Raw genomic sequence first — 16,819 nt, 5'->3', positions numbered from 1 at the left:
AAAAACGGTTGCACACGCCGTCATCCATAGAGGACCTCCATCACCTTGTTGGCGGCCTGGTCGGCGTCGAGGCCCTCGGCCTCCGCCTCGGCCTGGACCGCCAGGACCTTCGCGTAGTCGCGCGGCATGACCTCGGTGAACCGCGGCAGCGCGGCCTCCCAGTCGGCCAGCAGCGCCTCGGCGACCTCGGACCCGGTCTCCTCGAAGTGCTGGCGCACGAGCTCCGCGAGCTCACCGCCGAACTCGTCGCTGACGGGTCGCAGGTCCACGAGCTCGGGGTTCACCCGGTGCTCCTTGAGGTCGAGCACCCAGGCGATACCGCCCGACATGCCTGCTGCGAAGTTGCGGCCGGTCTTGCCGAGGACGACCACGCGGCCGCCCGTCATGTACTCGCAGCCGTGGTCGCCGACGCCCTCGTTGACGATGCTCGCGCCCGAGTTGCGCACGCAGCAGCGCTCGCCCACACCGCCGCGGATGAAGATCTGACCCGAGGTGGCGCCGTAGGCGATCGTGTTGCCGGCGATGATGTGCTCGTCGGCCTTGAACGACGCCGCCCGGTCGGGCCGGATCGCGATCCGGCCACCGGAGAGGCCCTTGCCGACGTAGTCGTTGGCGTCACCCTCGAGGCGCAGCGTGATGCCCGAGGGCACGAACGCACCGAACGACTGGCCCGCCGAGCCCACGAAGGTGAGGTCGATGGTGCCGTCGGGCAGGCCCGCGCCGCCGTACTTCTTGGTGACCTCATGGCCGAGGATCGTGCCGACCGTGCGGTGGACGTTGCGGATCGCGAACTGGCCGCGGACCGGGTCGCCGGACTCGAGCGCCGCGGCCGCCGCCGGGACCAGCTCGGTGACGTCGAGCGACTTCTCCAGGCCGTGGTCCTGACCGCCGGTGTTGCGGACCGCCTGCTCCGGGAAGTGGGTGTCCTCCACCCGGACCCGGTGCAGGATCGGAGCCAGGTCGAGGCCCGATGCCTTCCAGTGCTGCTCGGCGTCGACCGTGTCGAGCGCCTGCACCTGGCCGACGGCCTCGTCGATCGAGCGGAAGCCCAGGGAGGCCAGCAGCTCGCGGACCTCCTCGGCGATGAACTCGAAGAAGTTCACGACGTACTCGGCCTTGCCGGAGTAGCGCGAGCGGAGCACGGGGTTCTGCGTCGCGACGCCCACGGGGCAGGTGTCGAGGTGGCACACGCGCATCAGGATGCAGCCCGAGACCACCAGCGGAGCGGTGGCGAAGCCGAACTCCTCCGCGCCCAGGAGCGCGGCCACGACGACGTCGCGACCGGTCTTGAGCTGGCCGTCGGTCTGGACGACGATCCGGTCGCGCAGGCCGTTGAGCAGCAGCGTCTGCTGGGTCTCGGCGAGGCCGAGCTCCCAGGGACCGCCGGCGTGCTTGAGCGACGTCAGCGGGGACGCGCCCGTGCCACCGTCGTGACCCGAGATGAGGACCACGTCGGCGTGCGCCTTGGAGACACCGGCCGCGACCGTGCCGACGCCGACCTCGGAGACCAGCTTCACGTGGACGCGAGCCGCCGGGTTGGCGTTCTTGAGGTCGTGGATCAGCTGAGCCAGGTCCTCGATCGAGTAGATGTCGTGGTGCGGCGGTGGGCTGATGAGCCCCACGCCGGGCGTGCTGTGCCGGGTCTTGGCCACCCACGGGTAGACCTTGTTGCCGGGCAGCTGGCCGCCCTCGCCGGGCTTCGCGCCCTGCGCCATCTTGATCTGGATGTCGTCGGCGTTGGTGAGGTACTCCGAGGTGACACCGAAGCGACCCGACGCGACCTGCTTGATCGAGCTGCGGCGCTCGGGGTCGTAGAGACGGTCGGGGTCCTCGCCGCCCTCACCGGTGTTGGACTTGGCGCCCAGCCGGTTCATGGCGATCGCGAGGGTCTCGTGCGCCTCCTTGGAGATGGAGCCGTAGGACATCGCACCGGTCGAGAACCGCTTGACGATCTCGGAGACCGACTCGACCTCGTCGATGGAGATCGGCGCCCGGCCGAAGTCCGCCGCGTCCTTGAACTTGAAGAGCCCGCGGAGGGTCATCAGCTTCTCGGACTGGTCGTCGACGGCCTGCGTGTACTGCTTGAAGATGTCGTAGCGACCCGTGCGGGTGGCGTGCTGGAGGCGGAACACCGTCTCCGGGTTGAAGAGGTGCGGCTCGCCCTCGCGGCGCCACTGGTACTCGCCGCCGATCTCGAGCTCGCGGTGGGCCGGCGAGATGCCGCCCCGGGGGTACGCCGTGGCGTGCCGCTTGGCGACCTCCTCGGCGATGGTCTCGAGCTCGATGCCGCCGAGCTTGGACGTCGTGCCGGTGAAGTACTTGTCCACGACCGCCTGCGAGAGACCGACGCACTCGAAGATCTGGGCACCCGTGTAGGACGCCACGGTGCTGACGCCGATCTTGGACATGACCTTCAGAACGCCCTTGCCGAGCGCCTTGACGAGGTTCTCGACGGCCTTCTCGGGGTCGGTCTTGACGTAGTAGCCCTCGCGCGCGAGGTCCTCGACGGACTCCATGGCCAGGTAGGGGTTGACCGCGGCCGCACCGTAGCCGACGAGGAGCGCCACGTGGTGCACCTCGCGGACGTCGCCGGCCTCGATGAGGAGGCCGACCTGGGTCCGGGTCTTCTCCCGCACCAGGTGGTGGTGGACCGCACCGGTCAGCAGCAGGGACGGGATCGGCGCCAGGTCGGCGGTCGAGTGACGGTCGGAGAGCACGATGATCCGCGCCCCGTCGGCGATCGCCGTGCTGACCTCCCGGCAGATCTCCTCGATCCGCTGGGCCATGGCCGCTCCCCCGCCGTCGACGGCGTAGAGGCCGCGCGAGACGTGGGTGATGAAGCCGGGCATGTCGCCGTCACGGTTGATGTGACGGATCTTCGCCAGGTCGTCGTTGGAGATGACCGGGAAGGGCAGCACGACCTGGCGGCACGACGCGGGCGACGGCTCGAGCAGGTTGGCCTCGGGGCCGATCGTGCCGTTCAGGCTGGTGACGAGCTCCTCGCGGATCGCGTCCAACGGCGGGTTGGTGACCTGCGCGAACAGCTGGCTGAAGTAGTCGAAGAGCAGCCGCGGCTTGTCGCTGAGCGCCGCGATGGGCGTGTCGGTGCCCATCGAGCCGAGGGCCTCGCCACCGGTGTTGGCCATCGGCGTGAGGAGGATGCGGAGCTCCTCCTCGGTGTAGCCGAAGACCTGCTGGCGGCGGGTGACCGACGCGTGCGTGTGCACGATGTGCTCGCGGTCCGGGATGTCGTCGAGCTGGATCAGGCCGGCGTGCAGCCACTCGCCGTACGGGTGTTCCGCGGCGAGCTCGGCCTTGATCTCCTCGTCCTCGATGATCCTGTGCTCGTCGGTGTCGACGAGGAACATCTTGCCGGGCTGGAGCCGGCCCTTGCGCACGACCGTGGCGGGGTCGAGGTCGAGCACGCCGACCTCGGAGGCCAGGACGACGAGACCGTCGTCGGTCACCCAGAAGCGCGACGGACGCAGGCCGTTGCGGTCGAGGACGGCACCGATCTGCGAGCCGTCGGTGAACACGACACACGCCGGGCCGTCCCACGGCTCCATGAGCGCGGAGTGGAAGCGGTAGAAGTCGCGCCGCCTCTCGTCCATCTCGGCGTGGTTCTCCCACGCCTCGGGGATCATCATCAGCACCGAGTGGGGCAGGCTGCGGCCACCCATGTGGAGCAGCTCGAGGACCTCGTCGAACGACGCCGAGTCCGACGCCTCCGCGGTGCAGATCGGGTAGAGCCGGTCGAGGTCACCGGGGATGACGTCGCTCTGGAGCAGCGCCTCACGCGCCCGCATCCAGTTGCGGTTGCCCATGACGGTGTTGATCTCGCCGTTGTGCGCGATGAAGCGGAACGGGTGCGACAGCGGCCAGCTCGGGAAGGTGTTGGTCGAGAACCGCGAGTGGACGACGGCGAGCGCGGACGCGACCCGCTCGTCGACCAGGTCGGGGAAGAAGTCGCCGAGCTGGTCGGTCGTCAGCATGCCCTTGTAGATGAGGGTGCGCGACGACAGCGACGGGAAGTAGACCTCGGTCTCCCGCTCCGCGCGCTTGCGCAGGCAGAACGCGCGACGCTCGAGGGCCATGCCGGTGAGCCGCTGACCGGCGCCCTGGACGAAGACCTGGGAGAACGTCGGCATGACGCTCGCGGCCATGGTGCCGAGGATGTCGGGGTTGACGGGGACCTCACGCCAGCCGACGACGGTCAGGCCCTCCTCGGCGGCGATCTCCTCGATCCGCTGACGGGTCTTGGCGACGTTCTCCTCGTCGCCGGGCAGGAACGCGGTGCCGACGGCGTAGCAGGAGCGCTCGGGGAGCTCGAACCCGGCGTCGCGGGTGACCTCGCGGAGGAAGGCGTCCGGGACCTGAAGGAGGATGCCGGCACCGTCACCCGAGTTGACCTCGGCGCCGGCCGCACCGCGGTGGTCGAGGTTGCGCAGCGCGGTGAGGGCCTTCACGACGATGTCGTGGCTGGCCTCTCCGGTCATGGTCGCGACGAAGGCGACGCCACAGGCGTCCTTCTCGTGGCGCGGGTCGTAGAGACCCTCGGGCGGCGGGAACGCGTGCGAGTAGGGCACCAGAGTTCTCCCGTCGGCTACGTCTGAGGCTTCCTGCACGGAGCAGGGTCCCCAGAAGGTGGGGCGCAAGGGACGTCACTGGCCCACGCGGCGGAAGCGTCAGGTTACCACCGTGTGAAGGACCGACGTCACTCGTCAGTCCTCCTTGGACACCTCTGCAGGCGTGTCCTGCGCCTCATCCTCAGGCTCGACGGACGCCTCACCAGCACCACCGGCCTCAGGAGTCGGGTCCTCCGCGACAGGGGCGACGCGGTAGACGCTCTCCTCCTGCCCGGGGTGCCGTCGCGAGCTGATGACGAAGTAGATCGCTGCCGCGATGAAGAGCACGATCGAGGTCCACACGTTGAAGCGCAGGCCCAGGACGTTCTCGAGCTGGACGTCGTCGATGCGCAGGTACTCGATCCAGCCGCGGCCCAGCGTGTAGGCCATCACGTACACCGCCATGACCCGGCCGTAGCCGAGGCGGTACCGGCGCTCGAGCCAGATCACGACGGCGAACGCCGCGAGGTTCCAGAGGCACTCGTAGAGGAACGTCGGGTGGAACGTCGTACCGGTCTCGAAGATGCAGGTGCCGGAGCCCTCGGGGTAGTCACAGCTGGAGGGCCAGTGGCTGCGGTCGATCTCCAGGCCCCAGGGCAGGTCGGTCGGGCGCCCGTAGAGCTCCTGGTTGAACCAGTTGCCCCACCGGCCGATCGCCTGGGCGACGAGGACACCGGGGGCGAGCGCATCGGCGAGCGGCAGGAACTTGATGCCCTTGGACCGGCAACCCAGGTAGGCACCGACGGCGCCGAGGGCCACGCCGCCCCAGATGCCGAGCCCGCCGCGCCACACGTACAGCGCCGTCACGGGGTTCTCCCCGTCACCGAAGTAGCGCTCCCAGTCGGTGGCGACGTGGTAGAGCCGGGCGCCGACGATGCCGAACGGCACCGCCCAGATCGCGATGTCCTGGACGTCGCCGGGCTGTCCGCCCTTCGCGACCCACCGACGCTCGCCGATCCAGATCGCGGCGACGATGCCGAGGATGATGCAGAGGGCATAACCCCGCAGCGGCACCGGGCCGATGTTCCAGACCCCGTCGGACGGGCTCGGGATCGTGAGGATCAGGTCAGGAAGCACGTGTCAGTCCCTCAGTCGTTCCGGCAGTTCGTTCCGGTGGGTCATTCCGTCAGCAGCAGGTGGATGTCGGTCGCGTACTCGGCGGCCGAGGTCTCCTGGTTCCAGACGACCACGGCCTCGTCGTTGTCGTCGATGCCGAGCACGAACGTCGAGTGCCCGCCGAGATCGTAGCCACCCGTCGGCAGCATCTCGCCGTCGTTCACGTAGAGGTGCAGCGGGTCGCCCGCCGCGACGATGTCGTCGAGGTCGCCGGTCAGGCCGATGAAGTCCTCGCCGTAGCCGTCGAGGTAGTCGCGCAGCGCAGCCTCGTCGTCGCGCTCCGGGTCGGTGGTCACGAAGACCATGTCGACGTCGTCGCGGTCCTCGTCGTCGAGCCGGTTGAGGCCCGCGGCGATGTTGTTCATGACCAAGGGGCACAGGTCCGGGCAGTGGGTGTAGCCGAAGAACACGATCGTCAGCGGCTTGTCGGTGTCCTCTGCCAGGGAGTACGGCTCCCCGTCGGTGTCGGTCAGCACCACCGTCGGGGCGGTATAGGGCTGGTCGAGCCGGGCGCCGGTGAACGTCTCCGGGTCCGGCCCGCTGCAGGCAGCCAGGACGCAGGCGAGGCCGGCGAGGGCTGCGCCGACGGTCAGGACGGGGGTCGTGGTGCGCCGCACGGTCAGGCTCGTACGCCTTGGGCGAGGTCCTCGGTCAGCGCGGTCAGCGCCCGCCGGCCGGCCGGCAGGTCGCCGGGGTGGTCGAGCAGGGCCCGCACGAAGGCCGACCCGACGATGACGCCATCGGCGTAGGACGCGACCTCGGCGGCCTGGGCGCCGTTGCTGACCCCGATGCCGACACCCACCGGGAGACCCGGTGCACTGGACTCGATCGCCCGCTTGGTGCGGGCGACCAACGGCCCGGCCAGGTCGCTCGTCGCGGCCCGGGCGCCGGTGACGCCCATGACGGCGGTGGCGTAGACGAACCCGCGGCACGCCGCGGTGGTCATCGCGATCCGCTCGTCGGTCGACGAGGGCGCCACCAGGAACACCTTGTCGAGGCCCCGGGCGTCGGCGGCCTCGACCCACTCCGGCGCGAAGTCGGGCGTGAGGTCGGGCGTGATGAGGCCGGCGCCGCCGGCGTCGTACAGGGCCTGCGCGAAGCGATCGACACCGAAGCGCTCGACCGGGTTCCAGTAGGTCATGATCAGCGTCGGCGTACCGGTGGCCGCCACCGCCTCGACGGTGCGGAGCACGTCGGTGGTGCGGATCCCGCCGTCGAGCGCCTGCTGCGCAGCGGCCTGGATCGTCGGACCGTCCATGACCGGGTCGCTGTAGGGCAGACCGATCTCGATGACGTCGCAGCCCGCGTCGACCATCGCCTTGAGGGCGTCGATGCCGCCCTCGACGGTCGGGAAGCCGGCCGGCAGGTAGCCGACCAGCGCCGCGCGGCCGTCGGCGCGCGCCTTCTCGTAGGCGATCCCGACACCGTTGACGCTGGTGCTCACTGCTTCTCCCCCGTCGCCGTCCCCAGGCCGAAGTACTCGAGGGCGGTGCCCATGTCCTTGTCGCCGCGGCCGGACAGGTTGATCAAGATCGTCTCGCCCTGCCGCTCCTGGGCGACCTTGACCACTCCGGCGATGGCGTGGGCCGACTCGATCGCGGGAATGATCCCCTCGGTCCGGGCCAGCAGCGCCATCGCGTCCATCGCCTCGGCGTCGGTCACCGGGAGGTACGACGCCCGCCCGCTCGCCGCGAGGGCCGCGTGCTGCGGACCGACACCCGGGTAGTCGAGGCCGGCCGAGATCGAGTGGGACTCGACCGTCTGACCGTCCTCGTCCTGGAGGACGTAGGTGCGCGCACCGTGGAGGACCCCGACGCTGCCCGCGTGGATCGTCGAGGCGTGGCGGCCGGTCTCGACGCCGTCGCCGCCGGCCTCGAAGCCGTAGATGGCCACCTCGGGGTCGTCGAGGAAGCCCGCGAACAGGCCGATCGCGTTGGACCCGCCGCCGACGCACGCCGCGATCGCGTCGGGCAGCCGGCCGTCGAGGTCGAGACACTGCCGGCGCGCCTCGTCACCGATGCCGCGCACGAAGCTGAGCACCAGGCTCGGGAACGGGTGCGGTCCGGCGGCCGTGCCGAACAGGTAGGCGGTGTGGTCGACGCTCGCGACCCAGTCGCGCAAGGCCTCGTTGATGGCGTCCTTGAGGGTCCGCGAACCGCTCCGGACCGGGATCACCTCGGCGCCGAGCAGCTGCATGCGGGCGACGTTGAGCGCCTGGCGCTCCGTGTCGACCTCGCCCATGTAGACGGTGCAGTCGAGACCGAGGTAGGCCGCCGCGGTCGCGGAGGCGACACCGTGCTGGCCGGCGCCGGTCTCGGCGATGACCCGTGTCTTGCCCATCCGCTTGGTGAGCAGGGCCTGGCCGAGGACGTTGCGGATCTTGTGGGCGCCGGTGTGGTTGAGGTCCTCGCGCTTGAGGAGGATCCGCGCCCCGACGTGGTCACTGAGCCGGTGTGCCTCGTAGAGCATGCTCGGCACGCCCGCGTAGTTCTGGAGCAGCGACTCGAACTCGTGCAGGAACGTCGGGTCGAGCATGGCCTTCTGCCAGGCGACCTCGAGCTCGTCGAGCGCAGCGATGAGCGCCTCCGGCATGAAGCGGCCGCCGAAGCCGCCGGCGCCGCCGTACCACCCGTGCTCGTCGGCGTCGTACCCCTGACTCACGCCTCTACCCCTGTCATCGCGGCGACCGCCTCGCGCGGCGCACCGTCCTTCACCAGTGCCTCGCCGACGAGCACGACCCGCGCACCCTCGGCCACGAACCGCTTGACGTCGGTCGGTCCGCTGATGCCGGACTCGGCGACGAGCACCCGGTCGGCCGGGACGAGCGGCGCCAGCCGGCCGAACGTGTCGTTGTCGACCTCGAGGGTCTTGAGGTTGCGTGCGTTGACGCCGACGAGCTCGGCACCGATCGCGACGACGCGCTCGGTCTCGACCTCGTCGTGGACCTCGACCAGCGGGGTGAGGCCGAGCTCACGCGCCTCCTCGTGGAGGCGGCGCAGGTCGTCGTCACCGAGGACGGAGGCCATCAGCAGGACCAGGTCTGCTCCGGCCGCCCGGGCCTCGAGGAGCTGGTAGCTGCCGACGATGAAGTCCTTGCGCAGGACCGGCACGTCGACCGCCGCGCGGACCGCACGCAGGTCGTCGAGGCTCCCGCCGAAGCGACGCTCCTCGGTCAGCACGCTGATCGCACCGGCACCGCCCGCCGCGTAGGCGCTCGCGAGCGCGGCCGGGTCGGGGATGTCGGCGAGGTCGCCCTTGCTGGGACTGCGGCGCTTGACCTCGGCGATGACGCTCGAGCCGGGCGCACGGAAGTGGGGCATCGGGTCGAGCGGGGCGGCGACGTCGGCCAGCCGGGCACGGAGCTCGGCCAGCGACACGGCGGCCTCCCGCCGGGCGAGGTCCTCGCGGACGCCGGCGACGATGTCGTCCAGCACCGACATTTCCCCTCCGTAAATCCTGTGGAACCGCCTTGATTGCATTCGATCGGCGGGTTTCCAGTGTCCCACGGGGTGGATATCGTCTCGACACTGCCCGGGATCCGGCCGGGGCCTCTCGAAAGGACGACTCTCATGGGCGAGCACCCCAAGGGTCAGACCATCCTCATCCTCGGCATCCTGAGCCTCGTCTGCTGCGGCTTCTGGACAGGCGTCCCAGCGATCATCATGGGCAACAAGGCCGCGGCCGAGATCGCGGCCGGCCAGTACGCCGAGACGAGCACCGTCAAGATCGGGCGACTCCTCGGCATCATCGGAACGGTCCTGTCCGCGCTCGGCTTCGTCTTCTACCTGCTCTTCTTCGTCCTCCTCGCGTCGAGCTGAGCGCAGGTCGGGCTAGAGTCGCTGCCTCCGCCCGGAACCTGCCGGGCCTCCACCGAAGGGCCGATGCGTGAGCTACGAACCGCCCAGCTATGGCAGTCCTCCGCCCCCGCCGGGAGGCGGCTACGGCGCACCCCCGCCGCCGCCGGGCGGTGGCTACGGAGCACCTCCGGGTGGCTACGGCGGCTACGGCGCACCGCCGCCGGGTTATGGCGGCCAGCCCACCTCGACCTCCACCTTGGGCATCGTCTCCCTCGTCGCCGGCATCCTGTCGATCGTCTGCTGTTTCTGCTACGGCATCGGGATCGTCCCCGGCATCGCCGCTGTCATCACCGGTGTGATGAGCCGCAAGGAGATCGCCCAGTCCGGTGGCGCGAAGACCGGCTCGGGCCTTGCGCTCGGCGGCCTCATCACCGGTGGGGCCGGTATCGCCCTGAGCGTGATCGGCTGGATCATCGTGCTCGTCTTCGGGGCGATCGACTACACGACCTACTGATCCATCCCGCGGCCCACCACCGGGTCGCACTCACAGCACCACCGCGGTGGGGTCAGGGCGCGAGCCAGGACCCCACCGGCGTGTTCCGGAGGACGGTGAAGGCGAACAGGCCGACGAGGAGCACCGCGACCGAGATGTTCATCGACCGGTCCGACGGGCTCCACGACCGCCCGGACCACCGGCCCCAGACCCAGCGGCCGAAGATGTAGGCCAGGAACGGGATCGACGCGACGAACAGCAGGTTGCTCGACGCCGCGTCGAGCACCTGGAAGTGGGTGAGGTCGTTGACGGCGCGCAGGCCGCCGCAGCCGGGGCACTCGATGCCGACGAACGCCTTCGTCGGGCAGGCTCCCCAGGAGCCCTGCTCGTGCGGGTCGCGCAGGTACAGCGCAACCGTGGCCGCTCCCAGCGTGCCGAGGACGGCGCCCGGCAGCAACAGCCGGGACCAGCGGTGCGCGCCGCGCTCAGCCACCCGGTCACCCGGGGGGATCGGGGGCGCGGCGGTCACGGCAGCCTCGATCAGTGGCTGGTCTCGTGGAGGCCGGCCTTGTCCATCGCGACGAAGACGACGCCGGCCGCGAGCACGATCGCGACGCCGACCCAGAAGATGCCCATCTTGACCGGGTCGAACATGAGGCCGGCGCCACCGACGCAGAAGCCGAGCAGCGCCACGATGACGGCGGTCCAGGCCGCAGGGGTGTTGCCGTGGTTGTCAGACATGCAGGCGCTCCTCGTTTCGGGGTGACGACGAGATTCTAGGGGGACGACTCGTCGGTCGGGTCCTCGCCCTCGTCCATCGACTTCCAGAGGTCGAGGCTGGTGCGCTCCTCCGGGGGCGTGTCAGCCACCTGGGGGGCGCGGGCGGTCGGCGCGTCGTACCGGCTGCCCATCTCGGGCCACTCCGGCGCGAGCATCAGCGCAGCGACCGCCGCCATCACCGAGCCGACGGACGCGACGAGGGCGAGCCAGAGCCACCCGGTGGCCTCGACGGGCAGCTGGTCGCCGAGGGCCGACAGGCCGAGGCGTTCAGCCAGGCTCTCGGCGGCCTGGTCGCGCTGGACGAAGCCGGCGACGACGATCGTCGCGAAGGATCCGCCGGCCGCGAGGGCGGCGATCGCGCACATGGCCTGGCGGACCTTCCCCCGGACGACCAGGAGGACCCCCCAGGCGGCCAGCGCGACGAGCGCGCACGCGCCGACGAGCTCCATCCTGACCTCGCCGACGGTCGCGGTCGAGAGCAGCCGCTGCTGGTCCTCGGGGACGGTGAGGTGCGGCTTGTAGCCGGCGAGGGCGAGCAACGCCGTCGAGCCGAGCCCCGCCGCGACGACCGGGGCGAAGGTGCCCCGTCGACCAGCCGTGATCTTCGCCCCGGGGGTCTTCGCCTCGGGGGTCTTCGCCTCGGGCGCCCGGTCCTCGGGGGCGCTCACGCGAGCAACCCGTCGTCGAAGCAGGTGCGGGTGCCGGTGTGGCAGGCCGGACCGACCTGGTCGACCTTGACCAGCAGCGTGTCTCCGTCGCAGTCCATGCGGATCTCCTTCACGTGCTGGGCGTGCCCGGAGGTCTCGCCCTTCACCCAGTACTCCTGGCGGGAGCGGCTCCAGTAGGTCGCACGGCCGGTGGTCAGGCTGCGGTGCAGCGCCTCGTCGTCCATCCACGCCAGCATCAGCACCTCACCGGTGTCGTGCTGCTGGACGACCGCCGGGACGAGGCCCGCGTCGGTGCGCGAGAGCCGGTCGGCGATGACGGGATCGAGGGAGCTCACCGGACCAGTATCCCAAAGGAAAATTCGTCCGAGGCCCTCCCTCCCACCCGGCCACCGGGTCCAGGCTTCCCTCATGACCGGGAACGACTCCCTCGCCCAGGACGCGGTGGCCCCGCGTCGCGGAATCCTCAGGTACGCCGCCGCCGGCGCCCTCGGGGTCGGGACCGCCGTGGCGGCCGCCGCTCCCGCACGGGCAGCCAACAACGACCCCGTCCTGCTGGGCAACAACAGCGCGAGCACGAACACGGCGACCGTCACGACTCGGATCACCCACACGTTCGACTCCCCCAACGCCGCGTTCCTCGTCGACCGCAACGCCACGACGAACAGCGGAGCCAGCGTCTTCGCCCGCAACAAGGGTTCCGGGGCCGGGCTCATCGCCCAGAGCGTTGGCGGGACCGGCCTGGTCGCGTTCTCGGACAAGGCCGGGACCGAGGCGTCTCCGGCGATCGGCGTGGACGCCAAGGGCGGCACCGGCCCGGGCAGCATCGGCGTCCGCACCCGCAGCACCAACGGCACCGGGCTCGACGCCAGGTCCGAGAACGGCGACGGGGTGCGCACCGAGTCCGAGTTCGGGGTGGCGCTGTGCGCGCGGTCGTTCAACGGGACCGGGCGGGCCATCCTCGCCACGGCGCACAGCACCAGCGCGGCTGTCCTCGTGAGCAACACCAGCACCGGCGGCGGCATCGAGACGAAGGCGGCGACCGACGTCGTCGTCGCGGAGACGACCGCCTTCGGAACGGTCGAGGAGCCCACCAACGCGGTGGTCGCGGTGGCCAACCTCGGAGTGGCCCGCGCGGTCCTCGCGGTCGCGACGGGATCGGCGGGGGTGGGAGTGGAGGCCCGCGGCGGGTCGGTCGACCTGCACGCCAACGGGTCCGGCCTGATCCGCCGCAAGGCCTTCGCCTCCTCCCTCCCCCCGACCACGGGCGACTTCCTGGCCGGGGACCTCCTCACCCGCGGCGGCGAGTCCTGGGTCTGCATCGAGGGCGGCGACCCCGGGGTGTGGCGGATGCTCGCCGGGCCGGCGTCGGCGGGCGCGTTCCACCCGAAGGACGCCCGGGTCTTCACCAGCCCGGCGCCGGTGGGCACCACGATCGTCGAGGTCGACCTGAGCAGCGCCGTCCCGGAGGGGACGACGGCCGTCGTCCTCAACGTCACGGCCGTCGCACCCGCAGCGGGCGGGACGATCCGCGTCTTCCGGCAGGGCCTGACCTCGTCGCTGCCGTCCCTGAACTTCCACTCCGGCGGCAACCAGAGCAACCAGCGGACGACGGCGATCTCGGCTACCCGCAGGGTCGCGGTCACCGCCACGACGCCGACGAACGTGATCCTCGACCTGCAGGGGTTCTATCGCTGAGCAGACGCCCTCAGCCGTGCTGGGCGACCCACGAGGCGTGCAGACCGGCATAGACCGAGCCCGCCTGCTCGACCAGCACGCCGTGCGGGCCGCGCTGCACGACCCGGCCACGGTCGACCACGACCACCTCGTCGGCGGCCTCGGCCGTGGAGAGCCGGTGGGCGATCGTCACCGACGTACGGCCGCTCATGAGGCGGTCGAGGGCGCGGCCGATGCGCGTCTCGAGCTCGGGGTCGACCGCGCTGGTCGCCTCGTCGAGCACCAGCAGGTCGGGGTCGGCGAGCTGGGCTCGCAGCAGTGCCACGAGCTGGCGCTCCCCTGCCGACAGCGACTCGCCGCGCTGGCCGACGCGGGTGGCGAGACCGTCGGGCAGGCCGGCGAGCCAGTCACCGAGCCCGAGCTCGGCCGCGGCGTCGGCGATCTCGGCGTCGCTCGCGGCGAGCCGTCCGTAGCGGGCGTTGGCCGCGAGCGTGTCGTCGAAGAGGAAGCCCTCCTGCGGCACCAGCACCACGCTCGAGCGGAGCGAGGTCTCGGTGATGTCGCGCAGGTCGACGCCGTCCAGCAGCACCCGGCCCTCGGTCGGGTCCATCAACCGGGTCAGCAGCTTGGCGAGCGTGGACTTGCCGGACCCCGTCTCGCCGACGACCGCGACCCGGCGGCCGGCCGGGATGTCGAGGTCGATGTCCCGCAGGACCGGCGGCCCCCCGGGGTAGGCGAAGCCCACCCCCTCGAAGACGACGTCGAGCGCGCCCGGAGGCAGCACCGTGCCGTCCGGGCCCGGGTCGACCAGGTCGGCCGGGGTGTCCAGGATGCCGATGACCCGCCGCCAGCCGGCGATCGCGTTCTGGGCGTCGGTGAGCACCTGGGTGCCGAATTGGACGGGCCCCACGAACAGGGTCACCAGGAAGGCGAACGCCAGCACCTCCCCCGCGCTGATGTCGTGCGCCCAGAGCCGGCCCTGGCCCAGCCAGATCCCGACGACCAGGACGCCCGCGTTGGCCAGGCCCGCGGAGATGCCGCCGAGGGAGAACGAGAAGGCCGTGAAGCCCTGCGCCCGGGTCGAGGCCGCCTGGTGCCGCGACACCGCCTCGTCGATCCGCTCCTGGGTCCGGGCCTCGACGGCGTACGACCGGACCACGGCGGCACCGACGACCGGCTCGGAGATCGCCGACAGCAGCGCCCCGACCTGGCTCCGCACGGTCGCGTAGGCGACGGACAGCTTGCGCTGGAAGTAGCGCAGGCTGAGGAACAGCGGGGCGAAGCAGATCCACACCACGAGCGCGAGCTGCCAGCTGTAGAACACCATCACCACGGTCGCGACCAGGATCTGGCCGATGCTGACGACGAAGAGCAGGCCGCCGAACACCAGGAACTGGCTGACCTGGTCGACGTCGCTGGTCACCCGGGAGACGAGGGCGCCGCGGCGCTCGGTGTTCTGCGTGAGCAGCGGGAGGTCGTGGACGTGGCGGAACGCCTTGACCCGCAGGGTGGCGAGGCCGCGCTCGGAGCTGGCGAACAGCCGGGCCGTCATCGCGTACGACGCCCAGCTCGTCACCAGGATCGCGGCCGCTGCCACGACCGCCATCCAGGTGGTGAACGTCGCGTCGGGGCCGCCGTCACCACGCAGGCCGCGGTCGATCGTCTGCTGCACGGCGATGGGGACGACGACCTGGCCGACCGAGGCGAGCACGGCCAGCACCAGCGTCGTCCGGATGCCCTCGGTCAGCTCGGGCGAGTGGCCGATGCCGCGACGGATCGTCTCCCAGCCGCCGATGTCCTCGCCCGTCTCCATCCGGGTCCCCGCGGGTGCGGTGGTCGTCACGGCGCGCCCACCTCCTCGGCGACGTGGTCCTTCTGCTCGTAGGCGTTGACGAGGCGGGCGTAGTCGTCGTTGCGCGCCACCAGGTCGGTGTGCGGCCCGCGGTCGACGATCGCTCCGTCGGCGAGGAAGAGCACCTCGTCGGCCAGGCCGATGGTGGCCTTGCGATAGGCGACGACGACCAGGGACGCGTCGCGGTCGCCGCTCTTGAGGGCCGCGAGGATCCGCGCCTCGACCTCGGGGTCGACCGCCGAGGTGGCGTCGTCGAGGACGAGCAGGCGCGGCCGTCGGACCAGGGCACGGGCCAGGGAGATGCGTTGGCGCTGCCCGCCCGACAGCGAGGTGCCGCGCTCCCCCAGCCGCGTGTCGAGTCCGGCAGGCAGGGCGGCGACGAAGCCGTCGGCCTGCGCCGTACGGAGGGCTGCCCACACGTCCTCGTCCGGCACGTCGGCGCCGAGGGTGACGTTGCCACGCACGGTGTCGTCGAAGAGGAACGCCGTCTGCGGGACGACGGCGAGGACCTCGGCGAGCTCGCCGCGGGCGAGGTCGCGCAGCTCGACGCCGTCGAGGCGGATGCTGCCGGCGTCGGCGTCGATCAGGCGGGTCAGCAGCGTGGTCAGCGTGCTCTTGCCGGAGGCGGTGGCACCGACCAGGGCGACGGTGCGCCCCGGCTCGACGGCGAACGAGAGGTCGCGCAGCAGCGGCCGGTCGGACTGGTAGCCGTAACGGAGCCCGTCCACCTCGAGCCGGGCGCCGCCCGGGCCCTCGGGGGCGCGCTCCGCGCCGTACGACATCGCACCCTTGGCCCGCAGCACCGCCTCGACCCGGCGGTAGCCGACGACGCTGCGCGGGAACTCCCCCAGCAACCAGCCGATGGAGCGGATCGGGAAGGACACCACGGTCAGCAGGTAGGCGACCGTCACGACGTCCCCGGCGACGGCGGCCCCCGAGAGCACCCGGTGGACACCGATCACCAGGACCACGAGCACCGCGATGCTGGGCAGGGCGGCCAGGGTCGGGTCGAAGGCGGCGCGGATCCGCCCGACCTTGATGTTGGTCTCGCGCAGCGCGAACGCCTTGGCCTGGAAGCGTGCGGTCTCCTCCGGCTCGCGGCCGAGCGTCTTGACCACCATCGCCCCGTCGAAGGACTCGTGCGCGATCTCGCTCAGCTCCGCCCTGAGCTCCTGGGCACGGGTCGCCCAGCCCTGGGCGAGGTTCTGGTAGACGACGTTGGTCGCGATCACGAGCGGGAAGACCAGCAGGCCGACGATCGCGAGCACCACGTCGGCGAACAGCATCTGGATGACGGCGATGACCATCATCGCGACGGTGCCGACCGCCATGGGCAGCGGCGCGATCGGGCTCCACGCGGCCTCGACGTCGGAGTTGGCGTTGGAGAGCAGCTCACCGGTCGGGTGGCGCTGGTGCCACGACATCGGGAGCGAGAGGTACTGCCGGGTGACCGCTCGGCGGGTGCGGGCCTGCATCCGGTACTGCATGACACCGGCTCCGAGCCGACGCGCGACGATGCCGACGGCCCGCAGGATCGCGACCCCGAGGAACAGCCCGAGGACCGCCCAGAGCATCCCCGAGCCGATCTCGCCGTCACGGAACGCGGGCAGCACCACGTGGTCGGTCGACCAGCCGAGGACCCACGCGTCGGCCACGGTGAGCGCGCCGAAGAGGAGGCTGCCGATCGTGGAGACGGCGAAGACCCACGGCTCCCGCTTGATGGCGATCCAGAGGACGGCGAAGCCGGCGCTCGTCGTCGCGGCGCCGTGGTCGGGCTCGTCCGTCACTTCGGTCCTGCTCCTGTCCGTCGCCGG

Annotated in this window: 15 protein-coding genes; 3 read left to right on the top strand and 12 right to left on the bottom strand. The window is 71.3% G+C overall.

All coding sequences use genetic code 11. The features are described from left to right. Positions 1-20 precede the first annotated feature (20 nt). The 6 genes from gltB to trpC all read right to left on the bottom strand — a co-directional run bounded on the left by gltB (position 21) and on the right by trpC (position 9,181). Positions 21-4,586, bottom strand: a complete 4,566-nt coding sequence (gene gltB, locus H0487_RS06495) for a glutamate synthase large subunit (protein WP_183093415.1) — start codon at positions 4,584-4,586, stop codon at positions 21-23. 135 nt (positions 4,587-4,721) lie between these two features. After that, complete coding sequence (gene lgt, locus H0487_RS06490; protein WP_183093414.1) at positions 4,722-5,702, bottom strand: prolipoprotein diacylglyceryl transferase; 981 nt, start codon at positions 5,700-5,702, stop codon at positions 4,722-4,724. A gap of 41 nt (positions 5,703-5,743) precedes the next feature. Beyond that, a complete protein-coding gene (locus H0487_RS06485; RefSeq protein WP_183093413.1) occupies positions 5,744-6,358 on the bottom strand; it encodes an SCO family protein in 615 nt (204 codons plus the stop codon). Between the two features lie 2 nt (positions 6,359-6,360). Next, positions 6,361-7,185: a tryptophan synthase subunit alpha gene (trpA, locus tag H0487_RS06480; RefSeq protein ID WP_183093412.1), complete on the bottom strand. Its 825-nt coding sequence runs from the start codon at positions 7,183-7,185 to the stop codon at positions 6,361-6,363. Continuing rightward, the gene (gene trpB, locus H0487_RS06475; protein WP_220793141.1) at positions 7,182-8,333 is read right to left on the bottom strand and encodes a tryptophan synthase subunit beta; all 1,152 of its coding nucleotides are present in this window, start codon (positions 8,331-8,333) and stop codon (positions 7,182-7,184) included. The genes trpA and trpB overlap by 4 nt, the downstream gene beginning before the upstream one ends. A 65-nt stretch (positions 8,334-8,398) precedes the next feature. Further along, positions 8,399-9,181, bottom strand: coding sequence for an indole-3-glycerol phosphate synthase TrpC (gene trpC, locus H0487_RS06470; RefSeq protein ID WP_183093410.1), 783 nt, complete (start codon positions 9,179-9,181; stop codon positions 8,399-8,401). A gap of 129 nt (positions 9,182-9,310) precedes the next feature. On the opposite strand from trpC, the gene H0487_RS06465 reads away from it, so the two are divergent. Both H0487_RS06465 and H0487_RS24225 read left to right on the top strand, forming a co-directional pair. Next, positions 9,311-9,559 (top strand): DUF4190 domain-containing protein, encoded by a 249-nt coding sequence (locus H0487_RS06465; RefSeq protein WP_183093409.1) that lies wholly within the window; start codon positions 9,311-9,313, stop codon positions 9,557-9,559. Between the two features lie 67 nt (positions 9,560-9,626). Next, on the top strand, positions 9,627-10,052 hold the full coding sequence (locus H0487_RS24225) for a DUF4190 domain-containing protein (protein WP_183093408.1): 426 nt from the start codon (positions 9,627-9,629) through the stop codon (positions 10,050-10,052). A 52-nt stretch (positions 10,053-10,104) separates the two neighbouring features. Here H0487_RS24225 and H0487_RS06455 read toward each other — a convergent pair whose 3' ends face one another. Genes H0487_RS06455 through hisI form a run of 4 tightly spaced genes read right to left on the bottom strand, consistent with a single transcriptional unit; the run spans position 10,105 to position 11,814 of the window. After that, the gene (locus H0487_RS06455; RefSeq protein ID WP_183093407.1) at positions 10,105-10,560 is read right to left on the bottom strand and encodes a DUF2752 domain-containing protein; all 456 of its coding nucleotides are present in this window, start codon (positions 10,558-10,560) and stop codon (positions 10,105-10,107) included. A gap of 11 nt (positions 10,561-10,571) precedes the next feature. Then, entirely contained in the window at positions 10,572-10,772 is a 201-nt protein-coding gene (locus H0487_RS06450) for an HGxxPAAW family protein (RefSeq protein ID WP_183093406.1), read from the bottom strand. A gap of 35 nt (positions 10,773-10,807) precedes the next feature. Further along, the gene (locus H0487_RS06445) at positions 10,808-11,479 is read right to left on the bottom strand and encodes a Trp biosynthesis-associated membrane protein (RefSeq protein WP_183093405.1); all 672 of its coding nucleotides are present in this window, start codon (positions 11,477-11,479) and stop codon (positions 10,808-10,810) included. Then, positions 11,476-11,814, bottom strand: a complete 339-nt coding sequence (gene hisI, locus H0487_RS06440; RefSeq protein ID WP_312855846.1) for a phosphoribosyl-AMP cyclohydrolase — start codon at positions 11,812-11,814, stop codon at positions 11,476-11,478. The genes H0487_RS06445 and hisI overlap by 4 nt, the downstream gene beginning before the upstream one ends. Before the next feature lie 73 nt (positions 11,815-11,887). On the opposite strand from hisI, the gene H0487_RS06435 reads away from it, so the two are divergent. Then, positions 11,888-13,174 (top strand): hypothetical protein, encoded by a 1,287-nt coding sequence (locus H0487_RS06435; protein ID WP_183093403.1) that lies wholly within the window; start codon positions 11,888-11,890, stop codon positions 13,172-13,174. A 10-nt stretch (positions 13,175-13,184) separates the two neighbouring features. On the opposite strand, the gene H0487_RS06430 is transcribed toward H0487_RS06435, so the two are convergent. After that, positions 13,185-14,996 carry an ABC transporter ATP-binding protein gene (locus H0487_RS06430; protein ID WP_312855845.1) on the bottom strand — a complete coding sequence of 604 codons (1,812 nt, stop codon included), beginning with the start codon at positions 14,994-14,996 and terminating at the stop codon, positions 13,185-13,187. After that, on the bottom strand, positions 14,993-16,792 hold the full coding sequence (locus H0487_RS06425; protein WP_183093402.1) for an ABC transporter ATP-binding protein: 1,800 nt from the start codon (positions 16,790-16,792) through the stop codon (positions 14,993-14,995). The genes H0487_RS06430 and H0487_RS06425 overlap by 4 nt, the downstream gene beginning before the upstream one ends. Positions 16,793-16,819 lie beyond the last annotated feature (27 nt).

This window comes from Nocardioides stalactiti (assembly GCF_014180715.1).
GTDB classification, from domain to species: Bacteria; Actinomycetota; Actinomycetes; order Propionibacteriales; family Nocardioidaceae; genus Nocardioides; species Nocardioides stalactiti.
This window is presented reverse-complemented; position numbering and strand designations above follow the sequence as displayed.

Excerpts from the sequence above, each read along its gene's own strand:
- trpB (WP_220793141.1), bottom strand. The coding sequence starts at position 8,333 with ATGCCGGAGGCGCTCATCGCTGCGCTCGACGAGCTCGAGGTCGCCTGG.
- H0487_RS06435 (WP_183093403.1), top strand. The coding sequence starts at position 11,888 with ATGACCGGGAACGACTCCCTCGCCCAGGACGCGGTGGCCCCGCGTCGC.
- H0487_RS06465 (WP_183093409.1), top strand. The coding sequence starts at position 9,311 with ATGGGCGAGCACCCCAAGGGTCAGACCATCCTCATCCTCGGCATCCTG.
- trpC (WP_183093410.1), bottom strand. The coding sequence starts at position 9,181 with ATGTCGGTGCTGGACGACATCGTCGCCGGCGTCCGCGAGGACCTCGCC.
- H0487_RS06450 (WP_183093406.1), bottom strand. The coding sequence starts at position 10,772 with ATGTCTGACAACCACGGCAACACCCCTGCGGCCTGGACCGCCGTCATC.